The 26,602-nt window shown below is 48.8% G+C and carries 14 protein-coding genes and 1 pseudogene; 1 reads left to right on the top strand and 14 read right to left on the bottom strand.

The genetic code is table 11. The features are described from left to right. Nucleotides 1–299: 299 nt before the first annotated feature. The 11 genes and pseudogenes from V8F51_RS27250 to V8F51_RS27200 form a co-directional block, all read right to left on the bottom strand. Nucleotides 300–1,985 carry an extracellular solute-binding protein gene (locus V8F51_RS27250; protein WP_337103650.1) on the bottom strand — a complete coding sequence of 562 codons (1,686 nt, stop codon included), beginning with the start codon at nt 1,983–1,985 and terminating at the stop codon, nt 300–302. Nucleotides 1,986–2,237: 252 nt separating this feature from the next. Next, nucleotides 2,238–3,674: a glycosyl hydrolase family 28 protein gene (locus tag V8F51_RS27245; protein WP_337103649.1), complete on the bottom strand. Its 1,437-nt coding sequence runs from the start codon at nt 3,672–3,674 to the stop codon at nt 2,238–2,240. Nucleotides 3,675–3,678: 4 nt separating this feature from the next. Next, nucleotides 3,679–3,864 (bottom strand): annotated as a pseudogene (locus V8F51_RS27240) (glycoside hydrolase 43 family protein); the annotation flags it as partial. Between the two features lie 322 nt (nt 3,865–4,186). Further along, nucleotides 4,187–10,255 carry a discoidin domain-containing protein gene (locus V8F51_RS27235; protein ID WP_337103648.1) on the bottom strand — a complete coding sequence of 2,023 codons (6,069 nt, stop codon included), beginning with the start codon at nt 10,253–10,255 and terminating at the stop codon, nt 4,187–4,189. A 344-nt stretch (nt 10,256–10,599) separates the two neighbouring features. Continuing rightward, nucleotides 10,600–12,180, bottom strand: a complete 1,581-nt coding sequence (locus tag V8F51_RS27230; RefSeq protein WP_337103655.1) for a DUF3502 domain-containing protein — start codon at nt 12,178–12,180, stop codon at nt 10,600–10,602. A gap of 119 nt (nt 12,181–12,299) precedes the next feature. Further along, a complete protein-coding gene (locus V8F51_RS27225; RefSeq protein ID WP_337103646.1) occupies nt 12,300–13,202 on the bottom strand; it encodes a carbohydrate ABC transporter permease in 903 nt (300 codons plus the stop codon). A 54-nt stretch (nt 13,203–13,256) separates the two neighbouring features. Beyond that, complete coding sequence (locus V8F51_RS27220) at nt 13,257–14,222, bottom strand: ABC transporter permease (RefSeq protein WP_337103645.1); 966 nt, start codon at nt 14,220–14,222, stop codon at nt 13,257–13,259. A 129-nt stretch (nt 14,223–14,351) separates the two neighbouring features. After that, the gene (locus V8F51_RS27215; protein ID WP_337103644.1) at nt 14,352–16,082 is read right to left on the bottom strand and encodes a cache domain-containing sensor histidine kinase; all 1,731 of its coding nucleotides are present in this window, start codon (nt 16,080–16,082) and stop codon (nt 14,352–14,354) included. 2 nt (nt 16,083–16,084) lie between these two features. Beyond that, nucleotides 16,085–17,602, bottom strand: a complete 1,518-nt coding sequence (locus V8F51_RS27210) for a helix-turn-helix domain-containing protein (RefSeq protein ID WP_337103643.1) — start codon at nt 17,600–17,602, stop codon at nt 16,085–16,087. 265 nt (nt 17,603–17,867) lie between these two features. Next, nucleotides 17,868–18,770, bottom strand: a complete 903-nt coding sequence (locus V8F51_RS27205; protein WP_337103642.1) for a GGDEF domain-containing protein — start codon at nt 18,768–18,770, stop codon at nt 17,868–17,870. A 394-nt stretch (nt 18,771–19,164) separates the two neighbouring features. Beyond that, nucleotides 19,165–20,067 carry an ArsR/SmtB family transcription factor gene (locus tag V8F51_RS27200; RefSeq protein ID WP_337103641.1) on the bottom strand — a complete coding sequence of 301 codons (903 nt, stop codon included), beginning with the start codon at nt 20,065–20,067 and terminating at the stop codon, nt 19,165–19,167. Nucleotides 20,068–20,217: 150 nt separating this feature from the next. Here V8F51_RS27200 and arfA point away from each other — a divergent pair, with 150 nt between their 5' ends. Then, nucleotides 20,218–21,729: an arabinosylfuranosidase ArfA gene (arfA, locus tag V8F51_RS27195; protein ID WP_337103640.1), complete on the top strand. Its 1,512-nt coding sequence runs from the start codon at nt 20,218–20,220 to the stop codon at nt 21,727–21,729. 237 nt (nt 21,730–21,966) lie between these two features. Here the strand turns inward: arfA and V8F51_RS27190 are convergent, their stop codons facing one another. The 3 genes from V8F51_RS27190 to V8F51_RS27180 all read right to left on the bottom strand — a co-directional run bounded on the left by V8F51_RS27190 (nt 21,967) and on the right by V8F51_RS27180 (nt 26,426). Continuing rightward, nucleotides 21,967–22,512 carry a hypothetical protein gene (locus V8F51_RS27190; protein WP_337103639.1) on the bottom strand — a complete coding sequence of 182 codons (546 nt, stop codon included), beginning with the start codon at nt 22,510–22,512 and terminating at the stop codon, nt 21,967–21,969. Between the two features lie 242 nt (nt 22,513–22,754). Further along, nucleotides 22,755–23,735: a hypothetical protein gene (locus tag V8F51_RS27185; RefSeq protein WP_337103638.1), complete on the bottom strand. Its 981-nt coding sequence runs from the start codon at nt 23,733–23,735 to the stop codon at nt 22,755–22,757. Nucleotides 23,736–23,747: 12 nt separating this feature from the next. Beyond that, nucleotides 23,748–26,426, bottom strand: a complete 2,679-nt coding sequence (locus tag V8F51_RS27180) for a family 78 glycoside hydrolase catalytic domain (RefSeq protein WP_337103637.1) — start codon at nt 26,424–26,426, stop codon at nt 23,748–23,750. Nucleotides 26,427–26,602: the final 176 nt, after the last annotated feature.

Raw genomic sequence — 26,602 nt, 5'->3', positions numbered from 1 at the left:
CTTTCATAAAGCAATGTAATCGCCCGAAAAAATAAGCTTTACTTCGAACAGACATTATTTGTTGGGTAAGACTCCGGATTTAAGGGGCCTAGCCGATTCTGCAGTAACTTTCAGCGTTTTACTATAATTTCGCCATAAAACTGCGGGCTATGTTGCAAATACCCAACATAGCCCTCACTGCAGTCCAGAACAGCGAATAGTTACTGCAATTATCCAACATAGCCGCCTTCTCACACTCTATGCAAAAGGACAGCCGAGCGGCCGTTATTCACCTGCCGCAGGCTGTCCTTACTATCTCTTTACGGATTTACGCTCTTATACCATTCGTTAATCTCTTTCTCGATTTGGTCGCCGCCTTTGCTCTTCCAATCCGCTACGAAGGAATCGAATTTGTCGATGGACTCGTTTCCGTAGATGATTTTCGCGAACGTCTCAAGCTCCATCGTCTTCAGGTTGTCGCCTTTGTTTCTCATCGTCTCGGTCGGCGCTCCCAAAAATTCGGTTGGCGCGTTGATGCCGGCCATTTGATAATTGAGAGCTCCGGCACGAACCATCTCCGGATCTTGAATCATAATTTCTTTATGCGCTCTCGTGGTCGGCTCTCCGCCGTTAAACATGTAATCATAGTTGGCTGATCCTTGGAAAGGGATAGCAGGTACATTCCAGAACAGGTTGTATTTGCTCGACGATGCGGCTGCCTCGAGCGGCGTCGGGAACTTCTTCGAATCGTATTCCGGCTTGCCGTCAACGATCGCGTAATCGTAGCCCTCAAAAAATCCGTCCTTGAAGTCGCCGGTTTCGAATTGATTGTCGTAAATTTTGTCCATGTACAGGAAGAACGCGTCCATATGCTTGAAATCCTTGTTGAACATCATCACTTTGCCTTCGTTGATATAGCCGGTATAACGAGCCGATTTGCCGTCCGATCCCGTCGGCAGCGGGTACGCTCTCAGCTTCGCGTCCGGGTTCGTTCCTTTTACGTCTCCGAGCGGCCAGCCCATCGCCCAGAATGGAGCGGCAATCATGCCCGACTTGCCTTGGATGAAACTTTCGGTCGCTTTCACTTCATCAATGGCCGCAAGTTCCGGGTCAAGATATCCCTTCTTGTACCATTCTTGAAGCTTGCCTAGTCCGCTCTTGATTTCCGGCTGCACGGACCCGTATTTCAATGTGCCGTCGCTTCCTTGCTGCCAAGTGCCGGGAATGAACTTGCCCGTATAGGCGCCGAAGATGAAGCTGACGTCGGACATCCAGTTGGAGAAGCCGTTTCGTCCGGACAAGCTGAAGCCGAACGTATCCTTCGTACCGTTGCCGTCCGGATCTTGATTGGTGAACGCGTCCATCACCGTTTCGAATTCTTCGATCGTTGTCGGAGCCTTCAGGTTCAGCTTATCGAGCCAGTCCTGACGTACCCACAAGACCGGATTCGTTCCGTCGCCTGCCGAGAAGATCGGAAGACCTAGAAGCTGCTCGCCCTTCTTCACTTGATTCAGCGAAGCGCTGTTTTCTTCATACAGCTTTTTGATCCGATCGCTGGCATACGCTTCGAAATCCTTCGAGATATCCTTCACCTTACCCGACTGAATGAGATCGGCGATCAGGTTCTGATCCTGTACGATGAACACGTCCGGGAGTTGATCCTGCGTAGTTAGGGAAAGTCTAAGCTTCGTATGATAAGCGCCATTGTCGGTCGTGTTCCACAGATCCTTGATTTCGATGCCCAGCTTTTCCTTCGTCCATTTGTTGTGCACGTTGTTGTTAATATCCTCGCCATTAATGAACGTATAATCGGAGCCTACCGGACGAGCAGTCGTGATCGTAATCGGCGGTTCGAATTTGCCGTCGGCGTTTTGCGCGGATTCCGTACCTTCTCCGGTCGCATTGGAATTGTTCCCGGCATTATCGCTTCCATTGCCTGATGAGCATCCGATTACGGTAGTCATAACACCAATCATCACTAACGCGATCCATTTATTTTTTTTCAAAACGATTCCCCCTCATTTTCATTTCTGTGTACAAAATAATCGTAGCAAAAGAGGCGAAATCGCGTATATGCCCTAATCTAAACAATCATAACCTCTATTCTATCATAGTTCGTAAACCCGCTATTTTTTGAACTTCCAATCCGCAGTCGGTGAAGCTTGAGAGACGGAAAGCAAATCCGAATAATGAAAGCAGGAAAACCTCACTGCCCATGAACCCAGGTTCGTAGCGAGTGAGGTTTTCTTCTTTTTATGCTAGCTGAATGACACATCTTTAACGAAATCGTTCAGGTCGAAATTGCCGCTCTCCGCATCCGTTACGAGCTTATCGTTGATGCGCACGTTGATGAAACGGATGTCTGCAGCGATCCGCTCTTCGTCAAATCCGTAAATGCGCGATGGATTCTCGTTGCGGCCGTTGTATGTGATATCGCGAAACTCCACGCTTTCGATGCGGTTTCCTGCTACCGGATTGTAATCCTTGTTCCAGACGACGCGAATATCGAATAGCTGACCGAGCTCGAAATCCTCAACGCGGATATTCGAGTATTTGACGTTCCGCACCGTATTTTTGTCTCCGGCATTAATCGCCATCGCACCCCAATAGTTCGGCTGGGGCTCATGATGCTCAAGGATATCGATGTTATCGAATACGATATTTTCTATCGTATCGCCGTTTTTATGATAGTCGCCATGTGTTCCGATCATAAGCGGATGCGCGACGTCAGCCCAGAACGTCGAATTCCGTACCGTTACGTTGCGGGTATCACCGACAAAGTCCCATCTCGTTCCGTATATCGCGATGCTGTCGTCCGAGGTGCGGAGGAATACATCATCGATGACAATATTTTCGCTTGCCATCATATCGATGCCGTCCGACCAGCCTCTCGTGCTGAACGACTTGAAGTTCTCGATATGAATGTTCTGGGACTTGCCGATATAGATGCTGTAATGCGGCGGGTCGAGCGTAATGATGCCTTCGACCCTGATCTCGTTTGAGAACACAATCCGTACGCCGCGGAATGCCGAGAATCGATGGAAGTCCGACAAGTAGACGATGCCCCTGCCCCTTATCGTTACGTTCTTTACGTTGTCGCAGAGGAAAGAGCCTGCCACGACCGCACCTCCTGCAACGTATACCGTTGTGCCGGAAGGAATGCGAAGCAGCGTTTCCTCCAAGAAGTGCATGCCCGGCGCAAAATAGATTGTGTCAGGCGCCTTGCCGTTTGTTTCGTTTGGCGTTGCCGCCAGACGGTAAATGTCTTCCGTCCGGTGAATGGCGGGCTTCAGCACAAGCACGTTCGGGTCGCTTGGCTGCGGCGGAGCTTGCTCGATCTTGTTCGCGAACACATGCAGGTTCGCAAAACGTTCGCCGTTCACTTCAATAGCTAGCTTACGCGGCCGATCCAGCTTGAAGATGATCCCATTTCCCTGCTGCTCGAAAGGAATTTCATATGATAACGGCCGAATAGCTACTTGTTCGACGACTAGATGCTTGGATAGGATAGCAACCTCTACTGTTCCTTCCATATCGAAATAAACCATCGAAGCACGCCTTACGTTATGCATATCCACCTTCGCCTCGTAGACGAACAGCTCCTGCCACTCACCGCCCGGCACTCTTACACTCACCATAAAATCGTCGGTTGCCACAGCACCCTTCGGCGCATCGTATACCATTAATTGCTCCATCTATTTACCCTCGCTCTTTTCTGTAAATCATATAGTCAAAATCCGCATGCTTCTTCGTGCCTTTGATATCCTGTGCGCATAAACCAATCATCGCGCCGGTGAAGCCAAGCTTGCCTCTAAATTCATCGGTCAGCACGCCAAGATCGCACTCGGTGCTTACGGCCCGCCACGTCTTTCCGTCCGGCGAAGCGTAGGAGCGAAGAGCCCGCTCTTATCCGTTTATGATCGTTAGCTATCTCTATCATGAAGCACTCTGCTCGGTAGTATATTTTTTTTTCAAACATGAACACTCGAGCATCACTCGCAATCGCTTTCAAGTAAGTTTCTCCATGCTTTCCTTTGCTTGCCCTTACATTCTATCGATTATTATTCAAACGCGACTATGCTAATTTTGCAAGATTCCTTGTAATTTTCGCGGATGTAAAATATAGGCCAAGTATGCGAGTGAACTTTATAGTTTCTATAACTTGAAAAAAAAGCGTCCACTCCGTTTGGAATGAACGCTTCATCGCTTATCGGGTAACAGTTACAGTAATCTTCTCGGTAACGGTTTCGCCTGCTTGATTAATTAATTTCCCATAATATTCATAAGTTCCTGGTTGCTTATTCGTCATTGTAATGACTGCCGATTGCGCGCTAGGCGTCGCTTCAGTTAATGGGACAGTCTCAACCAGCACACCGTTCTCGTAAAGCTCGTATTCCGACGCATTCGTTCCCCACCACAGGTTCATCGTCACTTTGAAGCTGCCGTCCCCGTCCCAATTATCATGTGACAGAACAGCCTTGCCAGGATAAGCATCGGCCACGATTACGGTATACGGGGAACAGTTCGTCGTTCCGAACGTATTGATCAGCTCGCAAGTATATACGTAAGTACCATTTCCTTTACCAGTAATGATAGTCGATGCAGTCTGAGCGCCAGGAGAATTGTCGGATAACGATTTCGTATCAATGAGTTCACCATTTTCATAGAGCTTGTAGACCGTTCCATTATTGCCCCACCATTGATTCATCGTTATCGTATAGTTTCCGTCTCGTAGTCCCGTATCATAACCGTTATTGTCGGATAATACCGGTACGCCTGGGATATCTGTCGCATTTATAGGCGCATCTCTTACGATTGTTACTGTGTAAGTGACGGTGGTGCCGTCTTCCGCCATTACCTGAACGGCAATCGGATTTTCTCCGACGTTAAGCTCTATGGCGACTTCGCTGCCGTTTTCCACCACTTGGCCTCCTACCGATAGCGTAGTCTCGGCATCGTATGTCTCTGATGTTAATCCTATGCTGGTCACCGAATTAGCTACGGTTGCCGTATAATCGGTTACCATAGGGTCGAAGGACGGAGCCAGTGTCCCTTCGCTAAGCGATAGATTGGCGAGCTCTACTATCACCTCGTCGGTTCTGGCGAAGTGCGCTGTCAAATTCCAATCTTCGGTTACTTGAAGCGGTCTGGAGCCACCAAGGTAGCCGCCTGTAAAATATCCCGGATTAAAGATGGGATATTCGGACACGTTGTAATCGACTTCCTCTCCTTCTACCAGCCTCTTCTGCGTCCATTTGACGAATTTAAAGCCTCGTTTCGGTGTAGCTTTAACGGTGACGAGCGCGCCTTCCGCCACGTTATCCAACCTGTTCACGCCTTCCGCCACCGTATTGCCGAGCCCCATTGAAACCGTGCCGCCGTTTGCGGTTGACGGACTTGCTTCAACCGTATAGACAACCGACGGATCATTGACCAGATCGTTTCCATAGGAACCGAAGAACCGAACCTCCGCCATGTTGCCATACCAGGCGTTGCCGTTAATGATACGAATATAGCGATACTTATGACCCTTCTTGGAATCCTTTATCGGAACGGATTGCCAATTTTGAGTGGATTGGGCGCCTGTTGCCGATATCGTGCTCCAATTGACATTGTCGTTGGATCCTTGCAAATAAGTTCCCGACAATCGGCTGGCAAAATTCGTTCTTGCCAAAAACTCTACTCTCGTAAGCTTAACGGCATAGTCCGCTCCCGCCTTGCCGAAGTCAAAGGTGAGCCATGCGCCGTTAGCGCTGCCGTTCAGCTTGAACTCGGTGTTGCTTAGGTTGTTGTCGAACAACGTAGCCGCAGAGCCTGCGTTAAAAACATCGGAGGATACGGTGACGTTTGTTTTGGCGATAACGTCGTCGATCTGATTGGCGGTATCCGATATCCAGACGACGGTACCGTCCGTCGTGAACATTTCTTCTGCTCCAGGCGTTCCATCCGCGCTTAAATAAGTAATGGAGAAGACCGCGTCGCCCGCGCTATCGACGGTAGTGGGTACCGTAATAGCTGCCGTGTATTTATTTTCTCCTTGAGACTTAACCACTTGCGTGCTCTGTCCGGCTATTTGCACCGCCACATCGCTTATATTCTCCTCGGCTGCGAAGGTTAGCATGATCTTATCGCCAGCAACAGCGCGTGTGCTCATGACGCCGTCGGAAGCAATCGTAACGCTGGAAATGTTATCAACATTCTCATAACGCTCACCGAAGATTCGCATTTCGCTAATGGAGAACGGCTGGTCCTCGACATCCTGATCGCGATTCATAATGCCGCCATTGATATCTTTGAATCTGAAGAAACGGAACTTGCTGTCACGGTACTGCTCATAGACTGGAAGCAGCTGCATTTCCGTAGCTGTCGTCGTCATATCCGTCAGCTTTGCCCAGTTCTTCCCATCGTTAGAGGCGAAGACCGACATTCCTTCGGTTCTAGCTCCCCAACCGTTTTTGGCTTGGATCTGGATTTCGGATGCGGATACTTTGAACGCTGGTCCAAAATCGATCATAAACGATTTATCGTTGCCGGACCATAAATCCGGTGTAGACGTAGCGGAATTGCCGTCTAGCAGGTTCATCACATTGGCATCGCTAATATTCGCGGTTACGATGCCTCTGTAGTCAAGACTTCCGTCTGCCGCGAGCGGTGTTACGAGTCTCAATCCGTCTACCGCCTTCTTTAAGGCGATAAGGGCATCGTTCTTTGCCGCGTCTACAGCAGTGATTGCACTTTCGTAGGCAGACACATATGCCTCGCGAGTTGACTTTACATAAATGTTGTCAGCATCATATGGCTCTATAATCTGCTCGATTGCCTCCATGTAACCGCCCATTACGTTGATTGTCACATGAAGAAGAGTGATTGTCGTTCCGTCGTTCGCAGCGACATAGAAGTCGCTGCTTCCTGCGGCAGCAGGGGTCCATGCAAAAGTACCGCCAGCATCAATGGTTGAGCCTTCAGGCGAGTCAATAAGCCTATAAGAGATCGTTTCGGACGCGTTGGAATCCGTCGCCCTGAATGTTGCCGATAACGAGCCGCCGACATAAGCCGAGATGGTTTTCTGCTGCGCACCGTTCTCGAACGTCGGCGGCGTAATGTCAGAAGCGCCAACCTTCATATGATCGATATCTACTATCGTGCCTTCGCTGTCCCGGACATTAAAGTATAAAATCTGGTCTCCCGGGAACAAAGCTTGGCCTGCATCGGCCAAATTGAACGCCATATAACGCCATTCATTATCGGTATCAGGCAGCGCGATTGTTCGGAAAGGAGCCGAGCCCGAGTCTCTTCCGAGCTCAAGCATCGTAATCTCGTCGGTTCTGATTCGGAACGATAAGAGGCCGCTTTTCCAATTATATTGATTGACAATTGCGAATTTCGTACCGTTTTCCGTTGCGACAACTTCCAAATAAGTGACGTCGTTTTCCGTTTTCGTCGACGTGCGGCTATCGAGCGCGGTATATCTTGTCTCGATTTGGTACGGTCCCTGCCCTGACTGGGGCTCGCTTGCCACGGTGGACAGCGCTGACCCCGCGGCACCGTCCGGTATATAAAGCCACGTATCGTCGTTACTCATCGGAACGCGATGGTACATCTCCGCCAAATACTTGAAATCCGGATCCGTATCACTATAATTACGCACATATTTGTAGTAGTAATAAAGATACCCGAAATTGTAGTATCTGCCTCGAGCCGCGTCGGAGACGCTTCCTCCATTATTATCGTTGAACACGATGTCGTAACCCAAGTTGTATTGGCTGAACGTGTTCGTTCCTTTCAAAAATCGGTCATCCAGAAATTCGAAAATGGTTACCGCGTCCGCTTCATCGGAAGCCGTTCCCAGGACCGGGTTAACCTTCGTACCTTGTGCCTGCAGCATCCGGGAAATCGTTGACATTCCGAAGATGTTTCCTGCCGAGTGCGGCTGATCGCGCATCATTTCTTTTACAACGACAACTGGCTCTTCCAACTCGTTACCGTTGTGGTCCGCCGTAATTTCAAAGAAGGCATTAGCAAGCGCGCCATTCCAGTATTCCGCATCCACGGGCGTCGTGCTATTGACGGTAGACCACTCCACGAGCTCATCGTAGGCCGCCTTGTCGTCCATGAATATATAAGCCGACATGCTGCCCATTACCGCGGTTTGATGCTGATTAAACCAATAGTTCTTTTCATGCATGTACAGTCGCAATGGCGGCTCCAAAAAGTTGGTGATATAGTTGTCCGTATCCTCTTGCGTCCACGCAAGACTCTCGTCGAACGTGCTGGTCGAACGCAATAGTTCTGCCGCTGCTGTCATGTAAAACATAGGCGGACCAAGCTTGATGTGCGCATCAACCACCACAGTGGCCTTGCTTGGATCAAACATCGAATAGAGGCGTACGATTCGTATCGCTTTTTCCCGATATTCCACATCGCCTGTCAAATAGTACATAACCGCTTGATAATAAGCCGCGTTCGAGTCTTTCGTAAGCTGATTGTCAAAAAAGCCCGAGCTATAATTGCCGTATCCAAACTTAGGAGTAAGTATATCGCTCCCTGGATTAAGATCATTTTGAATGACATAGGATTTCGATGAATAGGCATGATTGCTGAAGGCTTGATAATAGCTGAACCACGGCTCATCCTTTGCAAGCACATGCCCCCTTATCCGCTCCAATTCCTCCTTGCTCTGACCCACCCCCGGGTGGGCAAGCTCCGAGTCCTCAATCTCGAGGATTGTAGGAAGAGGTTCCCTCAATGCTTCGATAGCCTCGGTAAGCGCATCAGTCGCGGCATCAAGGTCCGTTTGCGTAGCGTTTGCGGCATTATTCATCACCGTTATCGCATTGGCAAGCGCGATTTGCATCGCCTCCCAAGTTTCATCCGAGTAATCATTCTGAGTCATTGTCTGAGCTTCGGCAATCTTTGCGGACAACCCGTAAGAATCCACGATTCCAGGAGCCACGTATCTTCCGTAAAATTTAACTTCAGCTACATTGCCGAACCAGTTGCCGCTGCTGACGATTTTCAAATACCGATAGGTAGCTTTATCCGTAATCGCAAGCGTCTGCCAGGGAGCAATGCCTTGCGCGGCGCTGCTGATTGTTTTCCACGTTGCCAAATCGTTGGAAGCCGCTATCGTAACTCCGCCTAGCCGACTCGCAATGCCTCCTGCCAGTATATACACCCTGTCAATCGCAGCTCTCCCGCCCTCTTGAAAATCAATGAGCAGGTATCCTCCGTACCCTGCATTCAGACGAATATCAGATGTGGTAGCAGGGTTCTTATCCATCATGATCGTTGCCTGAGTCAACGCACTGGCATTATAAGTGTCCACTACCGTAGCGGGATTCGTGGCGGGATTGTTGACCGGTATCGCGAACTTGGCAATGGACAGCACATCTATGTAATCCGGCGCTTCCTTAATGGCTACGCCGCTTCCGTCTGTCGTCTCGCTCATCGTCGCTCCGACCGAACCTGCCGAATCCGTGTAGTTGACCGCGAATTTAACATTGCCGGGAAATGCATACTTACTTACCGTATAAGCCGCCTTCCACGACTTGCCTGCCGAACCGTCTACTTCGGTGGCAGTATAGTAGACTCCGTCTATCGCAACGGCAACACCGGAAATCGTTTCCGAAGACGTAAAGGACAATGTGATCGTATCGCCTGCTACCGCAATCGCCGGATTGGCATTGCTGGATGCTATCGTGACTGAGGTAATAAGCTCAGCAAGCTTTATTCTCTCTCCGATTATCCTCAATTCACTCACGCTGAATATCCCGCCGTTGCCGTCGCCGGTTATTTTTAAGTAACGATACGGTTTCGTCTGATAGGTAACTCCTACAGTTAAAGTTTGCATTGTGACGGAATTCACCGCCTTAGTCGTCGTTATCTCCGTCCACACGCTGCCGTCTGTCGACCCTAGAACGCGGCCGCCGGCAATGCGATTACCGAAGTTTTCTCTGGCTTGCATTTGGAAGGCCGTCGCAGTTACGCCATAGCCGAATCCAAAATCCAGCGTAAACGATTTGTCGTCACGAAGATCACCCGTAAATGAAGTATTCGACGTATTGCCATCAACCAGTTTTGCTAGACTTACGCTCGTAGGGTTTGAAGTTGCCATAGCCGGATAATCCAACGTTCCATCCGAAAGAATTCGAGTAACCGGTTGTACTTCTTCTTCCGCCGCCGAAACCTGTGTTACGGACAGTAGGTTGGTTGCCAGCATCGCAACCACCAATAGCAATACGCAAAGTTTACGAGATCGGTGTTTCTCAATATTCATGACATGCCATCTCCTTTATTCGAAATGTTGTACCCTACCTCATTGCGTCATCTTCGATGAAAACGTTCTCAAAAAAACGCGATAGTATTCGTAATCTATTCCCTTATGAATCCCCCCATCATCCACTTCTTACTAAAACGTAACTTCATTTTAAAACGGTTTGTAAGCGCTTTATATAATAATTTTCCAAGATTTCTTGTCATTTCCGATGGAGTTCAGTGAACCAATATCGAGGGAATTTCTCATGTTTGAAGCGATAGAATGCCCGTCACTATGGGTACTCCATCAAGACGAAAACAGCAAAAAACCTTGATTGATCGTACTCAAGGTTCCCTGCTCTTTATTTATTTCGTTGCCGAGAACGCGTCCAGCTGGGCTTGCAGCGTCGTCATGTATTTCTCAAGACCGGCGCCTTTCAACTGCTTCTGAACCTCTGCCAAATCTTTGTCGATGTTATTGGTAACGCCAACAGAAAGCGGTTGAATATATTGCGTTTTTACCGTTTCCAGACTGGCGTTTTCTGCTTGCAGCTCGGAGGAGTTGAAAACGAAGCCCTCATATGGATCCGGTCCGTTTTTCTCGGCAAGCGCAGGTCCTTCTGTTTTTGTCAGCTTATCGGCAAATGCTTGCCATTCGCCAGGGTATGCAATTTCTGGCTGCATGTATCCATCGATAAGTCCCGTCCAACCTGGTTTTTTGTTTTTGTCGTCGATGCCTTCATAGTTAAGTCCCGTATCTGTCAGCTTATAGTTTTCGCCTTCTACGCCGAACATCAGAAGGTTGTAATACGTTTGATCCGTATGGGCCTTTTCGATAAATTTGAGTGCGAGCTCCGCATGCTTGGAATGCGATCCAATCGAGATCATAGTCGTTGTCGCAGCCGACATCCTAGGCAAGAATACAGTGTTAGGGAACATATCGTACGTGAAATCGAGCCAACCAAACTCCTGTTCAGGGAATGCCGTTTTCAATGCGCCGATATAGCCGCTGCTTACTGCGCCGAAGTGGTTGTTAAATTCCAGCGGTTTTTGATTCGCTTTCATAAGCTCCAGCGTTTTGCTCGTTTCATTGCCTTGACCAGCAAGAATATCATGGTCGACAATGCCGTCTTCGTACCATTGCTTCGCTTTCTCTATTACGAGCTTAAATTCAGGTGTGTCGAACTTACTGATTGCCTTGTATGGTTCGCTTTGCGATGCTACGGTATAAGGATCCGTAACCGTAAAATACTTATCGCCTGCCAGCATGGTCCATAGATTATCGGCAAAACGTTTGTCGTTAATCATCGGAACACCTGAAAATTGTTCCTTCGCCTTGTACAAATACTGTTCCAGCGTTGCGAGATTTTTGATCTCCGGAAGTCCCCACTCTTTTCTCAAATCCTCGCGGTACAGAACGCCTTGGCCGCCTGCACCCGGCTTGTTGTATTGTGGAATACCGAAAACTTTGCCGTCAAGCTTAACACGCTCAAGCGATCCCTTATAGTGCTCGACGAGCGCCGGCGTTTTTTCCAATAATGGCGTCAAATCGGCAAACGCGTTTTTCGCTGCGAACGCGCTGAAATCGGAGAAACCGCCGCCCACGTATACATCGTATTCTTTCGCTACGATCGCGCGGCTGATTTGGTTTTTCTCGTCGCCCCACGGAATGAAGTCGAAGCGGATCGTCATCCCCAAATCCTTGATCGTCAACTCATCAAGCTGTTTGTAGAAATTATCCATGCCGCTAGCCGGCTCGGTGCCCATCGTAATCGCTTTCAATTGTACGATGTCGGCAGGCTTCTCTGTTTCTGCAGCAGGCTTGTTTGTTGCTGTTGCGCCCTCGTTGCCGTTTCCGCCATTGTTTCCGCCGTTATTGGAGCATGCGGCTGAGAAACCGACCGCAGCTACTAACAAGGTAGTCAACAACACTTTTTTCGCTTTCATTGCCTTCAAACTAATCCCCTCCATGATTCTGTGTTATTTATGATTAGCTTAGAGAAAGCTGTTGTCGGCTTTCTCTAAGTAAACAACGTAATCTTTGGCTTGGCAAGACGTGTCCGGCTTTAGCCTTTGACGCTTCCCATCACTAGACCGCTTACAAAATACCTCTGCACGAACGGGTAGAACAACAGAACGGGACCCGTGGCGAGCATCGCCGTCGCAAGCTTCATCGTTTCGGTAGGCATCTGCTCGACAATGATTTGCGAGTCCCTTACCGCGTCCGTCACCCTGGACAACATCCGGTAGAGCAAATACTGTAGTCCCCATTTGTCTTTGTCCGCCATCAGATAGAGGGAGTATCCAAACCAGTTGTTCCAGTAACCAAGCGACATGAACAAACCGATTGTCGCCATGGCCGGCTTCGATAACGGGATAATCATTTGCCAATACACTCGGAAGTCTCCCGCACCGTCAATCCTCGCCGATTCCACAAGCGAGTGAGGGATGCTCTTTATAAAGTTGCGGAATAGAAATACGTTAAACGGCGTCATCAGCCCCGGCAAAATAATCGCCCATAAAGAGTGGTTCAGATGAAGCACGTTGGCTACGACTAAGTAAGTCGGAATCAAACCGCCGCTGAAGAGCGTCGTAAAGTAAATGAAAAATGACACCTTGTCGCGATGCTTGAAGTCCGGCCTCGATAAGATATAGCCGCTCATCGATGTCGTAAGCAATCCAATCAAGGTTCCCATCGCCGTGACATAGATGGTGACCATATAGGCGTTTGAAATGGTACTTCCCAGCGTCGAGAATACGATGTTATACGCATCGAGCGTCGCCGTCTTAGGCCAAAGAGAATAGCCGTTAATAATAATATCCGACTCGCTGCTGAACGAACCCGAAAGCATTAACAGGAAGGGCAGTACGCAAGCGATTGCTGCTGCGAGAACGATAATAATCGCGGTAACATCGAATACTCTCGTGCCGGCATCCAATCTGATCGCATTTTTTTTATTCACAGTCATGTGACCAGCCATCGTTATATCATCTCTTTCTCTTGTGTAATGAGCTTGCTTCCGTTAGAAGAGGGCATTATCGCTATCCGCTTTCTTAACGACGTAATTGACGATAAGAATGAGAATAAGTCCGAATACCGATTGGTACAAGCCAGCTGCCGTACCAAGCCCCATGCTAAAGTTAACCGTTAACGACCGGTATACATACGTATCGATAATGTCGGTGGCGTTGAGGAGAATGCCATTATTACCGATTAAATTCCAAAATAAATCGAATTGCCCTCTCATGATGCCGCCTACCGCGAATAAGACAAGAATGATGATCGTCGGCTTTAGTAAAGGCAATGTGATGTGGCGAATGCGCTGCCATTTCGATGCGCCATCAACATATGCAGCCTCGTAGATACTTTCATCGATGCCCATAATAGCCGCGAGATAGATGACCGTACCGTATCCAAGCCCTTTCCATATTTCAACAAGGACAATAATGAATGGCCATACTTCTGGCGATTTATAGAAGTCATAGCGTTCGAATCCAAGGCTTGTAAACAAATTGTTGAGCACGCCGTAATTGTAGTTGAATAAGTTGTAGGCAATGGAACCGATTACAACCATGGACACGAAATAAGGCATGAACATCATCGTTTGCGTCACCCGTACGAACTTGCGGTACGTGAGCTCTCTGAGCAGGACGGCTAATGCGATTTGACAAACGTTGTTAAGCACGATGAATGCGATATTATATAAAATCGTATTTTTCGTCAGCTTCCAAATAATCGAATCCGTCCCGCCCTTGAACAAAAACTCGAAGTTCTTGAGACCGACGAATGGACTAAACAGCCCTTTGCTGAAATCGTAATCCGTAAATGCATTGTAGACGCCTACCATAGGAAAGTAGCTGAATAGCGTAAAAAACAACAATAAAGGAATCAGCATGAAATAGTAGGTCTTATGTGCTCTGAAGTCCGCGAACGGCTTCGTTTTTTTGTTAAGCGCTTTCTTTGAAACCGCTACGGTGGGTTGTGCCATGCTTTCACCCTCTCCTTTCTCCTCTTATTTTAATGATGTGAAATAAATCGGCCTATCGCAATTTCACAAGATTTATTGTAATTTCCGATGAACTTTTTACATAAAAAAAGAGGGCCCAAAGCCCTCCGCTTACCGTTTGACGACTGGTACGTCAATCGTAACGCGAGTTCCCTCACCCTCTGTACTATTAAAAGCAAGCCCGTTTGCCCCGCCAAAATAAAGTTCCAGCCTCTTCTCGATATTGCTTACGCCGTAGCCGCTGCCGCTATGATTACTCCTGCGTTCTTCCGACTGGCTGTTCATTCCTACGCCATCATCCTCGATCGTCAATACCAAACGGTCGGCAATAACTCTTCCCTGTATAGTGATGACGCCACTGCCGTCCGTCTTCTCCGCGATGCCGTGAACGATCGCGTTCTCGACGAGCGGCTGAAGGGTGATCTTCGGAATCATACAGCTAAGTGAGCCCTCTTCCACATCGATTTCGAATCGAATGCGGTTCTTAAACCGTTTCTTTTGGATCTCGACATAGATGCTGCTCAGCCGCAGTTCGTCCTCTACGGTCACGAAGTCTTCTCCCTTGTTCAGAATCAGCTTGTAATAGTCTGACAAAGCATAGACAATTTGCTGGATGTTCTCACGTTCACCTTTCTGCGCCATCCAGTTCAACATATCCAGCGTATTGTATAGAAAATGCGGATTAATCTGCGATTGGAGCGCCTTCAACTCCGCTCCCTTCTTCTCTTGTCCGGAACGGAATTGCTCCTCCATCAGCTCCTGCACACTGTTGATCATGTAGTTGTAACTGGAGACGAGCTGCCCGATCTCGTCATCTCTCGGCGCGATGTCGAGCGGATTGAGTCTGCCTTGGCGAACCTGACTCATCTTATTCATGAGTAAGAAGATGCGTCGGGTAATGGACTTCGTCACCATCACGATAAAGACCAGAAGCAGAACGCTTATGACTGCATACACCAAAATCAATTGGCTGCGCACATGGTTAACGGCTTCCGTCGCCGCCTTGTAGGACATGACCGATACGAGCCGAAGATTCGTATTCCCGATCATCTGCCCCCTTGCGAGATAGGTGCCGCTGTCTAGTTCAATCTCAACGAACTGGTTCCCGCTTACGATCGGATAAGGAAGCCTCATCCTCTCTAGCTCCATCTCTCCGCTGCTTGCAATGAGTTCGCCGTCGGCGGTTTCTAAGTAAACGAGCTGCTCGGGCACCGATTTTGTCAAGTTTTGGCCGATCTGACCAAGATCGAGGTTGATGGAGACGATACCAACGGCATCCTGGAAGTTATGCGGATTCCACAGCAGTCTCCCCAGCATTAAATATTTGTTTTTATCCAACAAGCTGTCCGCTTGATATAACACCCAAGTCGGCGCCCCGCCATTCGCCTTTATTTTTCGGGCCCAATCCATGTCCGATATGGAGGTAATCGGGCGAAACAGTGCATCCGGTCCCGTTACGGCGAATTCATCATCTACAAAGTAAAAAATCTTCTCCAGCTCGGTGTTCGATTCCAATATTCGCGTATACGAATGGATATTGTCGAAGACAGCAAGCTGCTGCGGTACTTCCATGCTTCCCGGCTTTACGGAGAGGATAATATTAATATCTTTGTTGACGATGATCATCGACGATATTTCTTCGATATGTGCGAATTTGCTGGATAAGGCAGACATCGTTTGCTCATAATTTCGGTTGGCGGAATAGTTCTGCCCGCTCATAATGGACTTGTGCAGCTCGCTGTAAGAAATAAAAAACGTAATAATGAGAGGCACGATACCTACCACTGCAAATAGGATAAGCAGCTTTTTTTTGAGCGACATATCTTGAATCCATTTCGTCATGCTCATCCCTCGAACTTCTTTCTATACTCCAGCGGCGTTAGACCCGTGGCCAGCTTGAATACTTTAGCGAAGTAGCTCGCGCTCGCGTAGCCGCATTGCTCGGCGATCTCGTTCATCTTATAAGGGCCTTTCAATACAAGTTTCTTCGCAAGCTCGATCCGGTAATCGCTAATATACTGCTTGATTGTCGTTCCAGTTTCCTGCTTGAAGAGCATGCCGAGATGTGCAGTAGACAGATGCATGTGTCCTGCAATCTCCGTCAAATCCAAATCCACCTTCGCGTAATATGCGGCAACGTAATGGATAACCTCTTGCACGAGCTTTGAATATTTCGAAGCTTGACCAACATCCTCCATATACATCCCCCAAAGCAGGAGCAAGAAAGCCTCAACCTCTCCTAGAAATTTTAGCTCGCGCAAATGTTGAACCGCGTTGCCAATACCCTGCTCTGTCGCTAATCGGATCGATATTCCCGTTCTGCCATTAAGCAATGCACCCGCGCATGTGCCGAATATGGCCAGCACCTGCTCCCTGCTGGGATACTGGGCTTCATCGAAGCGGTTGCAAACTTGCTTAATCCAGTCCTTCAGCTTGCCTGGCTGGTTCTCTAGCAATTTATAGTATTCAGGCAGTAAATGAACCAGCGATTCATTGTTATTATTGGTCGTTTCCTCATACTTGAAGCGGCGGGTGCTAGCGTTATAGAAGGAGCATTCCATAGCGATTGCTGACGTTAAGTAGCTGACGGGAATGTTTCCCAGCCCCTTGGCAACCGAGCCCCTACTAACGGTAAACGCCTCATAACGGTTAATCATTGCATCCATTAAGTAGCTGACCCGCTTGGCATCTTGCTTGTTATAGGCGAGGTGAAAACAACACCTGTCACGCTCTAATCTTTCTCCTATCGCAGGGATGTTGTGTCGGGTCCAGTAGTCTTTCACTTGCTTCAGCGCATCCAGCTCGTTTTTTTCGTCCGTTCCCCTGTTCCATACGATTATCGTTTCATAGCAGCGATCGGTTGGGTAACCGGTCTCCGCACAAAGCCTAGCAATCGTTGCTTTATCGGATTGCTCTTCCCTTAGAAGACCCGCCAGCCTTTCTCGCTCCAAATCAATTTTCTCACCCTTGATGTCTTCTTGCTTCTGCTTGTCCTGCAGCTGCAGCATTGTTTTCTCGATCGCCTTCTCAACTTCTGCAAGCTTAAGCGGCTTCTCGATATAGTCCACCGCCGCTAGCTTTATGGCGCTTCTCAAATATTCAACATCCATGAAGCCGCTCATGAACAGCAGCTTGCTGCCCGGACATGTTTCCAATAGCTTCTCAGCGAATTCAATCCCGTTCAACTTAGGCATCCGAATATCCGTAAGGACGATATGAGGCCGGGTCGACGTAGCAAGTCTGAGTGCTTCCGCTCCGTCTCTTGCCTGCGTGATTTCGTTGATGCCGAATTTTATCCATTCTATCGTTTCCACAAGGCCTTCTCTTGTGTAATCGTCATCATCTGCAATCAATAATCGCATCCGAATCGCCCCCTTCATGTAATATTCGATTGTTGACTGATTTTTCCGTTTCAAGTCAACTTAAGCGCTTACAAAAGGTGGAACGCGCCATCTACTTGATCCATTTCTCTGCATACAATTTGATTGTAGTTTGGAGATATCCGCATTCCAATAGCAATTTCGCAAGATTTCTGTAACTAATGGATGGAAATGAGGCTTATTGAATCGAAAATGTGCCCACTTGACGTCTCCCATCGACTAAATTCGTATGGGAGACTGATTTTAATCAGCTATGAACCGCGACCTGCTCGTCAATCCGACTGCGGATGATGCCGTTTCGCCCGTTTCTTTTTGCCATATACAGCGCCTTGTCGCAACAAATGTATAACGTTTCTAATTGTGTATTCTGATCTGGAATGACAGTGAGGACACCTATGCTGACGGTATACGTTATCGGCGGACTTGAAACAATCTTCTCCTCACTTAGCATCTGCTTGATTTGCTCGGCAATATCGGCGGATTCGGCCTCGTCTTTGCCGGGCAACAATATGCCAAATTCATCGCCTCCATAACGGACGAACAAATCGTTATTGCTTAAAATTTGCCTGATCCGCGAAGTAAGATCCTGCAGCACTTGATCCCCGACATGATGACCGTAAGTATCATTGATCGTTTTAAACAAGTCAATGTCGAACAACAGATAGGATACCGGGCTGCACTTTTTCGCGTAATCGGCAAGGCACAGAAGCGCCTGAGCGGAAAAAGTTCTGCGATTCAACGTGCCTGTCAAATCATCATAGCTGGCAAGACGGGCTAATTCTTGGTTTGATTTCTCCTTCAGCAATAGAATAAATCCGATATTCCCCATAATCGTAAGCAGAAAAAATGCCAATACGAACATCAGCTGGTAAATCCCCGGCTTGAAGAAGCTCACCAGGTCACCGGATACTAGAGCAACTGCCCCTCTTAACATAGAACCCGCAAAAATAATAAGATATAGACAGCCAATAATTCGCATAAGCAAGGAGCGGCCTTTCCCCAAAATCAGCCGGTATACCGGTATGATCATGAATGCAATAATGAAGGAGCAATAGGCAATCCGTATGTTTTCTTTGTTATATAGGAAAAGGATCAACTGAAAACCGGCAATACTGAGGATAGCAGCGCTGAAATAAATCTTTTTGGTCATTGGCCTCAGTACATTCGGGAGGCTTAACAGCGCTATGACTTCTAAAGAGGCACCGATGAACAGCAACCAGTTAGCAACAGAAATAGATAGAAAGTCAGAAATGTCTCCGCGAAGAACCATTGCTACCCATGACAGCATCTGTGCGCATTTAGCTAGAAAAAATGTTCGGACAGTTGTAGCCTTCGAATGATCATACCAATATGCACTAACAAGAATGAAAGTAAACAAGTACGCGGGTCCGAGCACTAGAATGATCGTTTTGGAATCCAAAAGCAAATTCATGACGAGCCACCAGCTTAACAAATATTTTTAACATCTCTCTAATTATAGCAAAAAATGAACAACAGTATTTACATGGATCATTTCAAGGTTCATAGAGAGTCGATTTTTTGCTTCATTCGTAATGGCTTTTTACGATAATATCCTGATCATAATTGCCGAAACCTTTGCCATAAATCGTTAGTCCGCCGCGTCCGCGCTGTGAATCCTCCGCGCTTAGACGAAACGTCCAGTGACTGGCATCCAGTTGCAACTGCCCAATGCAAGTGTCTGAAATCCGCAATCCGTCAATAAACGTGCCGCTCTCATTAATGCGCAATACTTTCATCAGTCCGTATTGATTGACGTCCGAATGCCACCATCTCGGGCTCAGCCTTCCTCTCGTTTCGCCGAAGTCGCCAGGGCTTGTCCATGCTCCAATCGGCTGCCCATTAAGCGAGAATCTAATCTCCGATGGCCAATGCTCGTTGATATGAGGAGCTTCAGAGCCGATTTCCATCGAAATCTCGATTTCTCTCAGCATCTGATCCTTGAACAGATAGTTAGGTATCTTATACTCAACGAATCCGCGCGCAAACCATAGAATACCCGCGTTAACCCGTTCGGGATCCATGAAGTAAGCCGGGTTATCGTATTGGCCGATCATTCTCTCTGTTGTTGCGATACCGCAGGTCGGCCATGCCTCGTAATCCGTATAATGGCCGACGGGAACGGACACTTCTTCATAGCCGCCCGAGGCTTGTTTGGCAGGAGTGAGCTGTATTTGCATGAAAGCCGTATTCACGAAGCAATACTTATATGTCCCTCCGCCTACCCGCCTCATCTTGCTGCCGACGATTCCCGCCTTTTCCAGCTTGCTCACATGGCTGCTGACAATCGCATTGCTTAGATATAGCTCGGACGCCAGCTCCTTGATATGCATTTCCCTTATGAACAGCTTATCGATAATATGCAGTCTGACCTCACTTGCGAGCGCCTCATACACCTGAAGCGAAGCGGCGTTTGTCGAAAGATACATGGATTTTATCGCTCCTTTAGAATACGCAATTTAGTTAATCCTATCGAATCGTATTGAAACATTTAATTCATTATGATACATATTAATTGTTAATTCAATATATTAGGATTCGCATTTTAATTTATTCAACATTTAGGAGGATGCATGATTATGTCCCTGAAATCAACTATGCTTATCGATAAAGATTTTGCTATATCGCCCGTGGATCCAAGACTCTACGGATCATTCATCGAGCATCTAGGACGCGCTGTGTACGGCGGCATCTACGAGCCGGGGCATCCGACGGCTGACGAGAACGGCTTCCGCCGTGATGCAATCGAAGCCATTCGCGCTTTGCAAGTTCCGATCATTCGTTACCCGGGCGGCAATTTCGTATCGGGTTATAACTGGGAAGACGGTGTCGGTCCGAAGTCCGAACGGAAGCGGCTGCTAGACCTTGCTTGGTGGACGACGGAGACGAACGAGGTCGGCACGAATGAATTCGCCGATTGGGCTAAGCTGGTTGGCTCGGAGGTCATGATGGCCGTCAATCTCGGCACGCGCGGTATCGACGCGGCAAGAAACCTCGTCGAATATTGCAATCATCCTTCCGGTTCATACTGGAGCGACCTGCGTATCTCACATGGCTACAAGGATCCCCACAAGTTCAAAACATGGTGTCTGGGCAACGAAATGGACGGCCCTTGGCAGATCGGCGCCAAAACAGCCGTTGAATACGGCCGTCTGGCCAATGAAACCGGCAAAGCGATGCGCTGGGTTGATCCTTCGATCGAGCTGGTCGCTTGCGGCAGTTCATCCAGCGGCATGAGTACGTTCGCCGACTGGGAGGCGACTGTGCTCGATCTGACTTATGATACCGTCGACTATCTGTCTCTGCATGCTTACTACAACAACAATGCAGGCGATACTGCCAACTTCCTTGCCAGCTCGTTGAACTTTGACGCATTCATCGACAGCGTAGCATCGATCTGCGATTACGTGAAAGCGAAGAAGCGGAGCAAAAAGAAAATCATGCTTTCGCTGGATGAGTGGAACGTATGGAACACGATTGGATCTAGCCGCGCGGATGAGCGATGGCAGGTTGCACCGCCGGAATTCGAGGACGTATACACGCATGCAGACGCTCTCGCGGTTGGCTGCTATCTGATAACGCTCATGAAGCACGCAGATCGCGTAAAAATGGCATGTATCGCTCAGCTTATTAATGTCATCGCGCCAATTACGACCGAGAACGGCGGACCTCTCTGGCTGCAAACGACTTATTATCCGTTCCTTCATGCTTCGGTTTACGGCAGAGGAACTGTCCTGCATGCTATTACCTCTTCACCGAAATACGATTCCAAGGATTACACGGATGTTCCTTACCTGGAAGCGATCAGCGTGCACAATGAGGAGACTGGAGAAGTGACGATCTTCGCCGTTAACCGCCATCTTGGCGAGAGCATGGAGCTGAACGTCGACCTTCGCAGCTTCGGCGCAGTCAGCCTGATCGAGCATATCGTCCTGGAGAGCAACGAACTTATGGCCGTAAACACAAAAGAGAACCCGAACAATGTTGCCCCTCGCAGCGGCGGCAGCTCCTCCATCGACAACGGACGAGTTAAAGCGCAGCTTGCGAAAGCTTCTTGGAACGTAATCCGTCTGCAGACGAAAGCAAACTAACGATCTGTTGAGACGGTATAATAAACAAATAGTGAGGCAAAACTCACTGCTCGTGAACCTAGGTTCATGGCAGATGAGATTTGCCTCACTATTTTGTGTAAATGGCATCAGATTCGATGACTATAGTGAGATTTACCTCACTGTTTAGTGATGTGCTTCATTCTTCTTACAAGCAGCATGATCCCTACTGCTTCGACTGCTCTCCAAATAGGACTTGTCTCCGAGCCAAAAGTAACCTTACGCTGCATCTGAGAGAGAACTGAGACTAGCCACTGCCGACTCAAAATATCGTTCGTATCTCCCGGTTTGATCCATATCGGCATGTGACCAATAAAAGATCATCACATTATGTATTTCGTACATACGCGGCATCATCATATCGTACATTGCAGTTTGTTTTCTAAAATCTTCAAGCCCCTTCGTACGCGCATTCTCCGAGTCGAACACATAGAGTGATACTCGTTCGAGCTTAGCCGGGACTATATTTTCGGTCGGCAAGCACACGGTATAACGAGTCGGCTTAACATGGTCCAGTATCCAATCTCTCTCAGACTCCGTCTGTGCGACTTCCCTAATCTCAAGCCCTGCGGCCTGCAAGGCATCCGTGACGGTAGCCATTGTTAACTGTACGGTAACAGATTCTGTTTCTTGGGCCTTTTCGTATACAGCCTCTTCTTCATGGCTTTCAGTACTGTTTTGGTTGGTTTCGTTCGAGCAACCTGCCAAGGCAATCAAAGAAACGGATGCCACCGCTATCCATTTCAACTTTAATATTAGCTTCAAACAAATCACTCCCTATTAACTGTTAAGACGGGAGGGAATCTACATTTGTTGCATTGCTCACTTTCTATTATCCTCCGGCTCTAAGCCGCAAATCCCGAGAAAGATAGGTGTGTATTCCAATCACCTCCAATTAGTTAAAAGACTCGCGGCGATTTTCGCTGCGAGTCTTTTCTTTCAGGCTTCAGTCCGCATGACAGTGGAATTCGAGGCTCTTTCGTATAAAAACCGGGATATCCTCATCTTTAAATCCGCTCCCTTGCCGCTTGGAAGCTGGAAACCAACTTCCAAGCCTTCTCAGTAGTCAAATCATCCATATTCAAGAATTGATAAAGTCCGCCGTTTTGTTCACGGAAAGAGGGTTGATCATAAATGTCGCTTGCATCCGGCTGTCCGGCATACATCCAATGAACGCATAGCTTATAGACGTACAGCATGCTCCTTGTCTGGCCCCATTCAAGCTTGCTGTCTACCGCCTGGCGAAGAAACTCAGCCGCATCCGTTCCCCATGACTGGTTCGTAAGCGTCATGATGTCGTTTTGCGCACCGAAGTATTCCTTCTTCATCCGACTAAGCGGTTCATCTAGTCCGTATATAGCGATGAAAGCATCATATAGGTACGTATGTCCAATCAGGCTCGAATTGTGCTTAAGCAGCCTTATCGTCCGGTTCTGACTGCGGGGCAGAATACCATGATGCCAATAATACGCGAGCAGAAGGTCGTTGAGTCCCATGCGGAGATGGGCTATAGCGGTACACGGCGCCCCTTCAGCCATACGCGTTCTCGCAGCAGCTAGCTGTGCATCTGATTGCGTGAGGGCAGCTTCCCTCTTCAGCTTACGAATCGACTCATGGAATAAGCTCTTATCATACAGCTTCTTAAATCTCCCCAGCAGCCCGGAGGGATCATGCGTAATGCGGCACTTATAGATTTGAACAGGAAACTTCAGCAGTGTTTCGTCCGGCTCGCGGAAGGCATCCACCCATTCCTTCACATGCCTCCGTTCAATCTGAATGATCTCAACGCCAAGCCCCGCGCTGACATTAAAATACGACAACTCGCTGATCGGCTCCTCAACGATTAAACATAGCTCAAGGTCGGAATGCTTCCATACCTGCCGTCTACCGATGCTGCCTCCAATCGCAATGGCGACAACTCTTGAATCCGTTTCAAACGATGCGGCAATTTCTGCCGCCGTATCATAAATTCTCTGTCTCCAGTCCATATCGATTCCCCTTCAAAAAGGATACGTGAAGCTGTAGCTGCCAGAGCCCAGCTCCACCTGGACGCCCGCTCCATCCTCGGCAGCCGACACTTGGTGAATGCCAACCGCCTGCTCAGCCGGCACGCCGTTTTCCTGCAAGTCTTGAAGCTTCGCCCCCGGTAGAACGACGAAGCCAGTCGTATTCGCAGGTACAGTAACCTGAACCTCCATCACGCCGCCATTCTTCCGTGTCCAGGAAGAAGCTACGCCACCATACATGGTTTCCACGTTTGCCCGCACGAAATCCAGCCCCGCACCCGGCTGCGGCTTAATATGCACGCGCTTGAAGCCAGGCAATGCTTCATCTGTTCCAATACCGGCGACGTAACGGTACAACCACTCGCCGATTGCGCCGTAGGCGTAATGGTTGAACGAGTTCATATCCGTGCTCCAGAAGCTGCCGTCCTCCTTGATGCCGTCCCAATGCTCCCAGATCGTCGTCGCGCCTTTCGTAACCTGATACAGCCATGACGGGTAATCTTGCTGGAACAGCAGCTTATACGCCAGCTCGTTATGACCGTTCTCGGTAAGAACGGGATTAAGATACGGCGTGCCTACGAAGCCCGTCGTCAGATGGTCTCCCGCTTCGGCGAGCAGTTCCTTCAGCTTCAACACCGCGCGCTCCTTGGCCGGTCCCTGCACAAGGCCAAACTTCAGAGCAAGCACCTGCGCCGTTTGCGTTGACACCGCCAGCCTGCCCGACGGCGTAACGAATTCGCTTTCGAACGCATTGACGACACGGCCATGCAGATCACGATAATATTCCGCGTCCTCCGAATAACCGAGCACCTCTGCCGCCTTCCGCGTAAGCTCAGTCGAGTAGGCATAAAAAGCGGTAGCGATCAAATCTCTGTCCGTTGCCCCGATATAGCTGTCCGGCTTGGAGTCAAGCCCCAGCCAATCGCCGAAGTGGAAGCCTGTATTCCAAAGGTACGGATGGCTGCCTTGTTCATGCATATAGGAAACCCACTTCTTCATGCTGTCGTACTGGTCGGCAAGAAGCCTCGTATCGCCGTACATCTCGTAGATCGTCCACGGGCAGATCGTCGCTGCGTCTCCCCAAGCGGCAGAGGAATGGTTCTTCTCGAGCGAATCTTCCGTATACGACCGCTGCAAATCCGGTATGAAAAAGGGAATGCCTCCCTCAGGCGTCTGATCCGCCTTCAAATCTCGCAGCCACTTCGTGAAGAACGGCGCCGTGTTCATCAAATACGAGGCCGTACGGACGAACATCTGCGCATCGCCGGTCCAGCCAAGACGCTCATCGCGCTGCGGACAGTCGGTCGGCACGTCGAGGAAATTGCCTTTCTGCCCCCATAAAATATTATGATGCAATTGATTGACCAATGGGTCGGAGCACTCAAAATCCCCCGTACGCTCCATTTCCGAATGCAGCACGACGCCTGTAAAATCATCCGCCTGCACATTGTCGCCAAATCCCGCAAGCAGTACATATCTAAATCCTTGGAACGTGAAATGCGGCTCGTACGTCTCTTTCTCTCCGCCCTTCAACGTATAGCGAACACGCTGCTCGGCCGTACGCATATTGTCCCGGTAGAAGTTTCCTTCGCTATCGAGCACCTCTGCATGCACCAGCTCGACTGTTCGTCCTGCCTCTCCCTGTACCGTGAAGCTCAGCCAGCCAACCATATTTTGTCCCATATCGAGAACGAGCTCGCCCTTCGGCGTCGCGAGCAGCTCGATCGGCTTCAGCCTTTCAATCTTCGTGACCGGAACATTTTCCTGCGCGATGATGATGTCCTTCGAATGGTTGATGGTCACCGCTTGCTGCCACCCGTCTTGCGAACGATTCGTCCAATCGAGCTCCAGCCGCGCATCGTAATGCTCGCCCATGTAGATGTCCGACATTAGAATCGCGCTTTCCGCAGCCTGCCAGCTATCATTGGATAATATATGCTGCTCCGAACCGTCTTCATATCGAATATGAAGCTCCAGCAGCAACGCTCGGTTCGAGCCGTATATATTCTTCTGCTGCCGAAAGCCCAGGTAACCCTTATACCAGCCGCTGCCGAGCAACACGCCAAGCGCATTTTCCCCGTCCTTCAGCAATCCGGTCACATCATAGGTTTGATATTGCAGACGATTCCAGTAACTGGTCCATCCCGGCGTAAAATAATGATCGCCCACGCGCTCGCCGTTCAGCTCCAGCTCGTACAGACCAAGCGCCGTTACGTATATTCGCGCGCTTGCGATGCGTCCGTTCACCTCGAAGAACGTGCGAAGCTGCGGCAAACGGTCATCTTCTTGCGGCATTAGCTGCTGCGGTGCGGTAATCCACTCCGCCTGCCACTGGCTTGCATCCGCCAGTCCCGTTTCGAAGAAGGCGGCAGTCGACCAATCGGTTCCATTGCCCTTCGCATCCCATGCCTGAACGCGGTAATAGTACCGATTACGTGCTTCTAACTTCAATTGATTCAGCTCGACATGGATGGACTGTTCCGAGTTTAATTTGCCGGAATCCCATAAGACGTTCTCGAAAGAGCTACCTCCCGCAACTTGAATCCGATAAGCTGCTTGCACGCAATCTCTTTCGTCACTCAACAGCTGCCAGCTAATACGCGGAGTAACGGACCAGTCGATGCCTATTGGATTTTCTTTGTACTCACAACGAAGTTTGGTTATTTGGAACATGTGAACGACTCCCTCACATAGATTTTTTAAAATATAGGAAAGTATAAAATTTGCACTCTTATACTAGCCTATATTTCACCCGCGAAACGAAAGCTTATACCGCCAAGGGACGGTGACAGCCGTTTACGCTTATACGCTTTCAATTTATAATTATAAAGATCGTTGTCTCGCATTCA

The sequence above is a fragment of the Paenibacillus sp. YIM B09110 genome, from assembly GCF_037167145.1.
GTDB lineage: Bacteria > Bacillota > Bacilli > Paenibacillales > Paenibacillaceae > Pristimantibacillus.
Note: the sequence above shows the minus strand (reverse complement) of the source record. Positions and strands in the feature narration are given on the sequence as shown.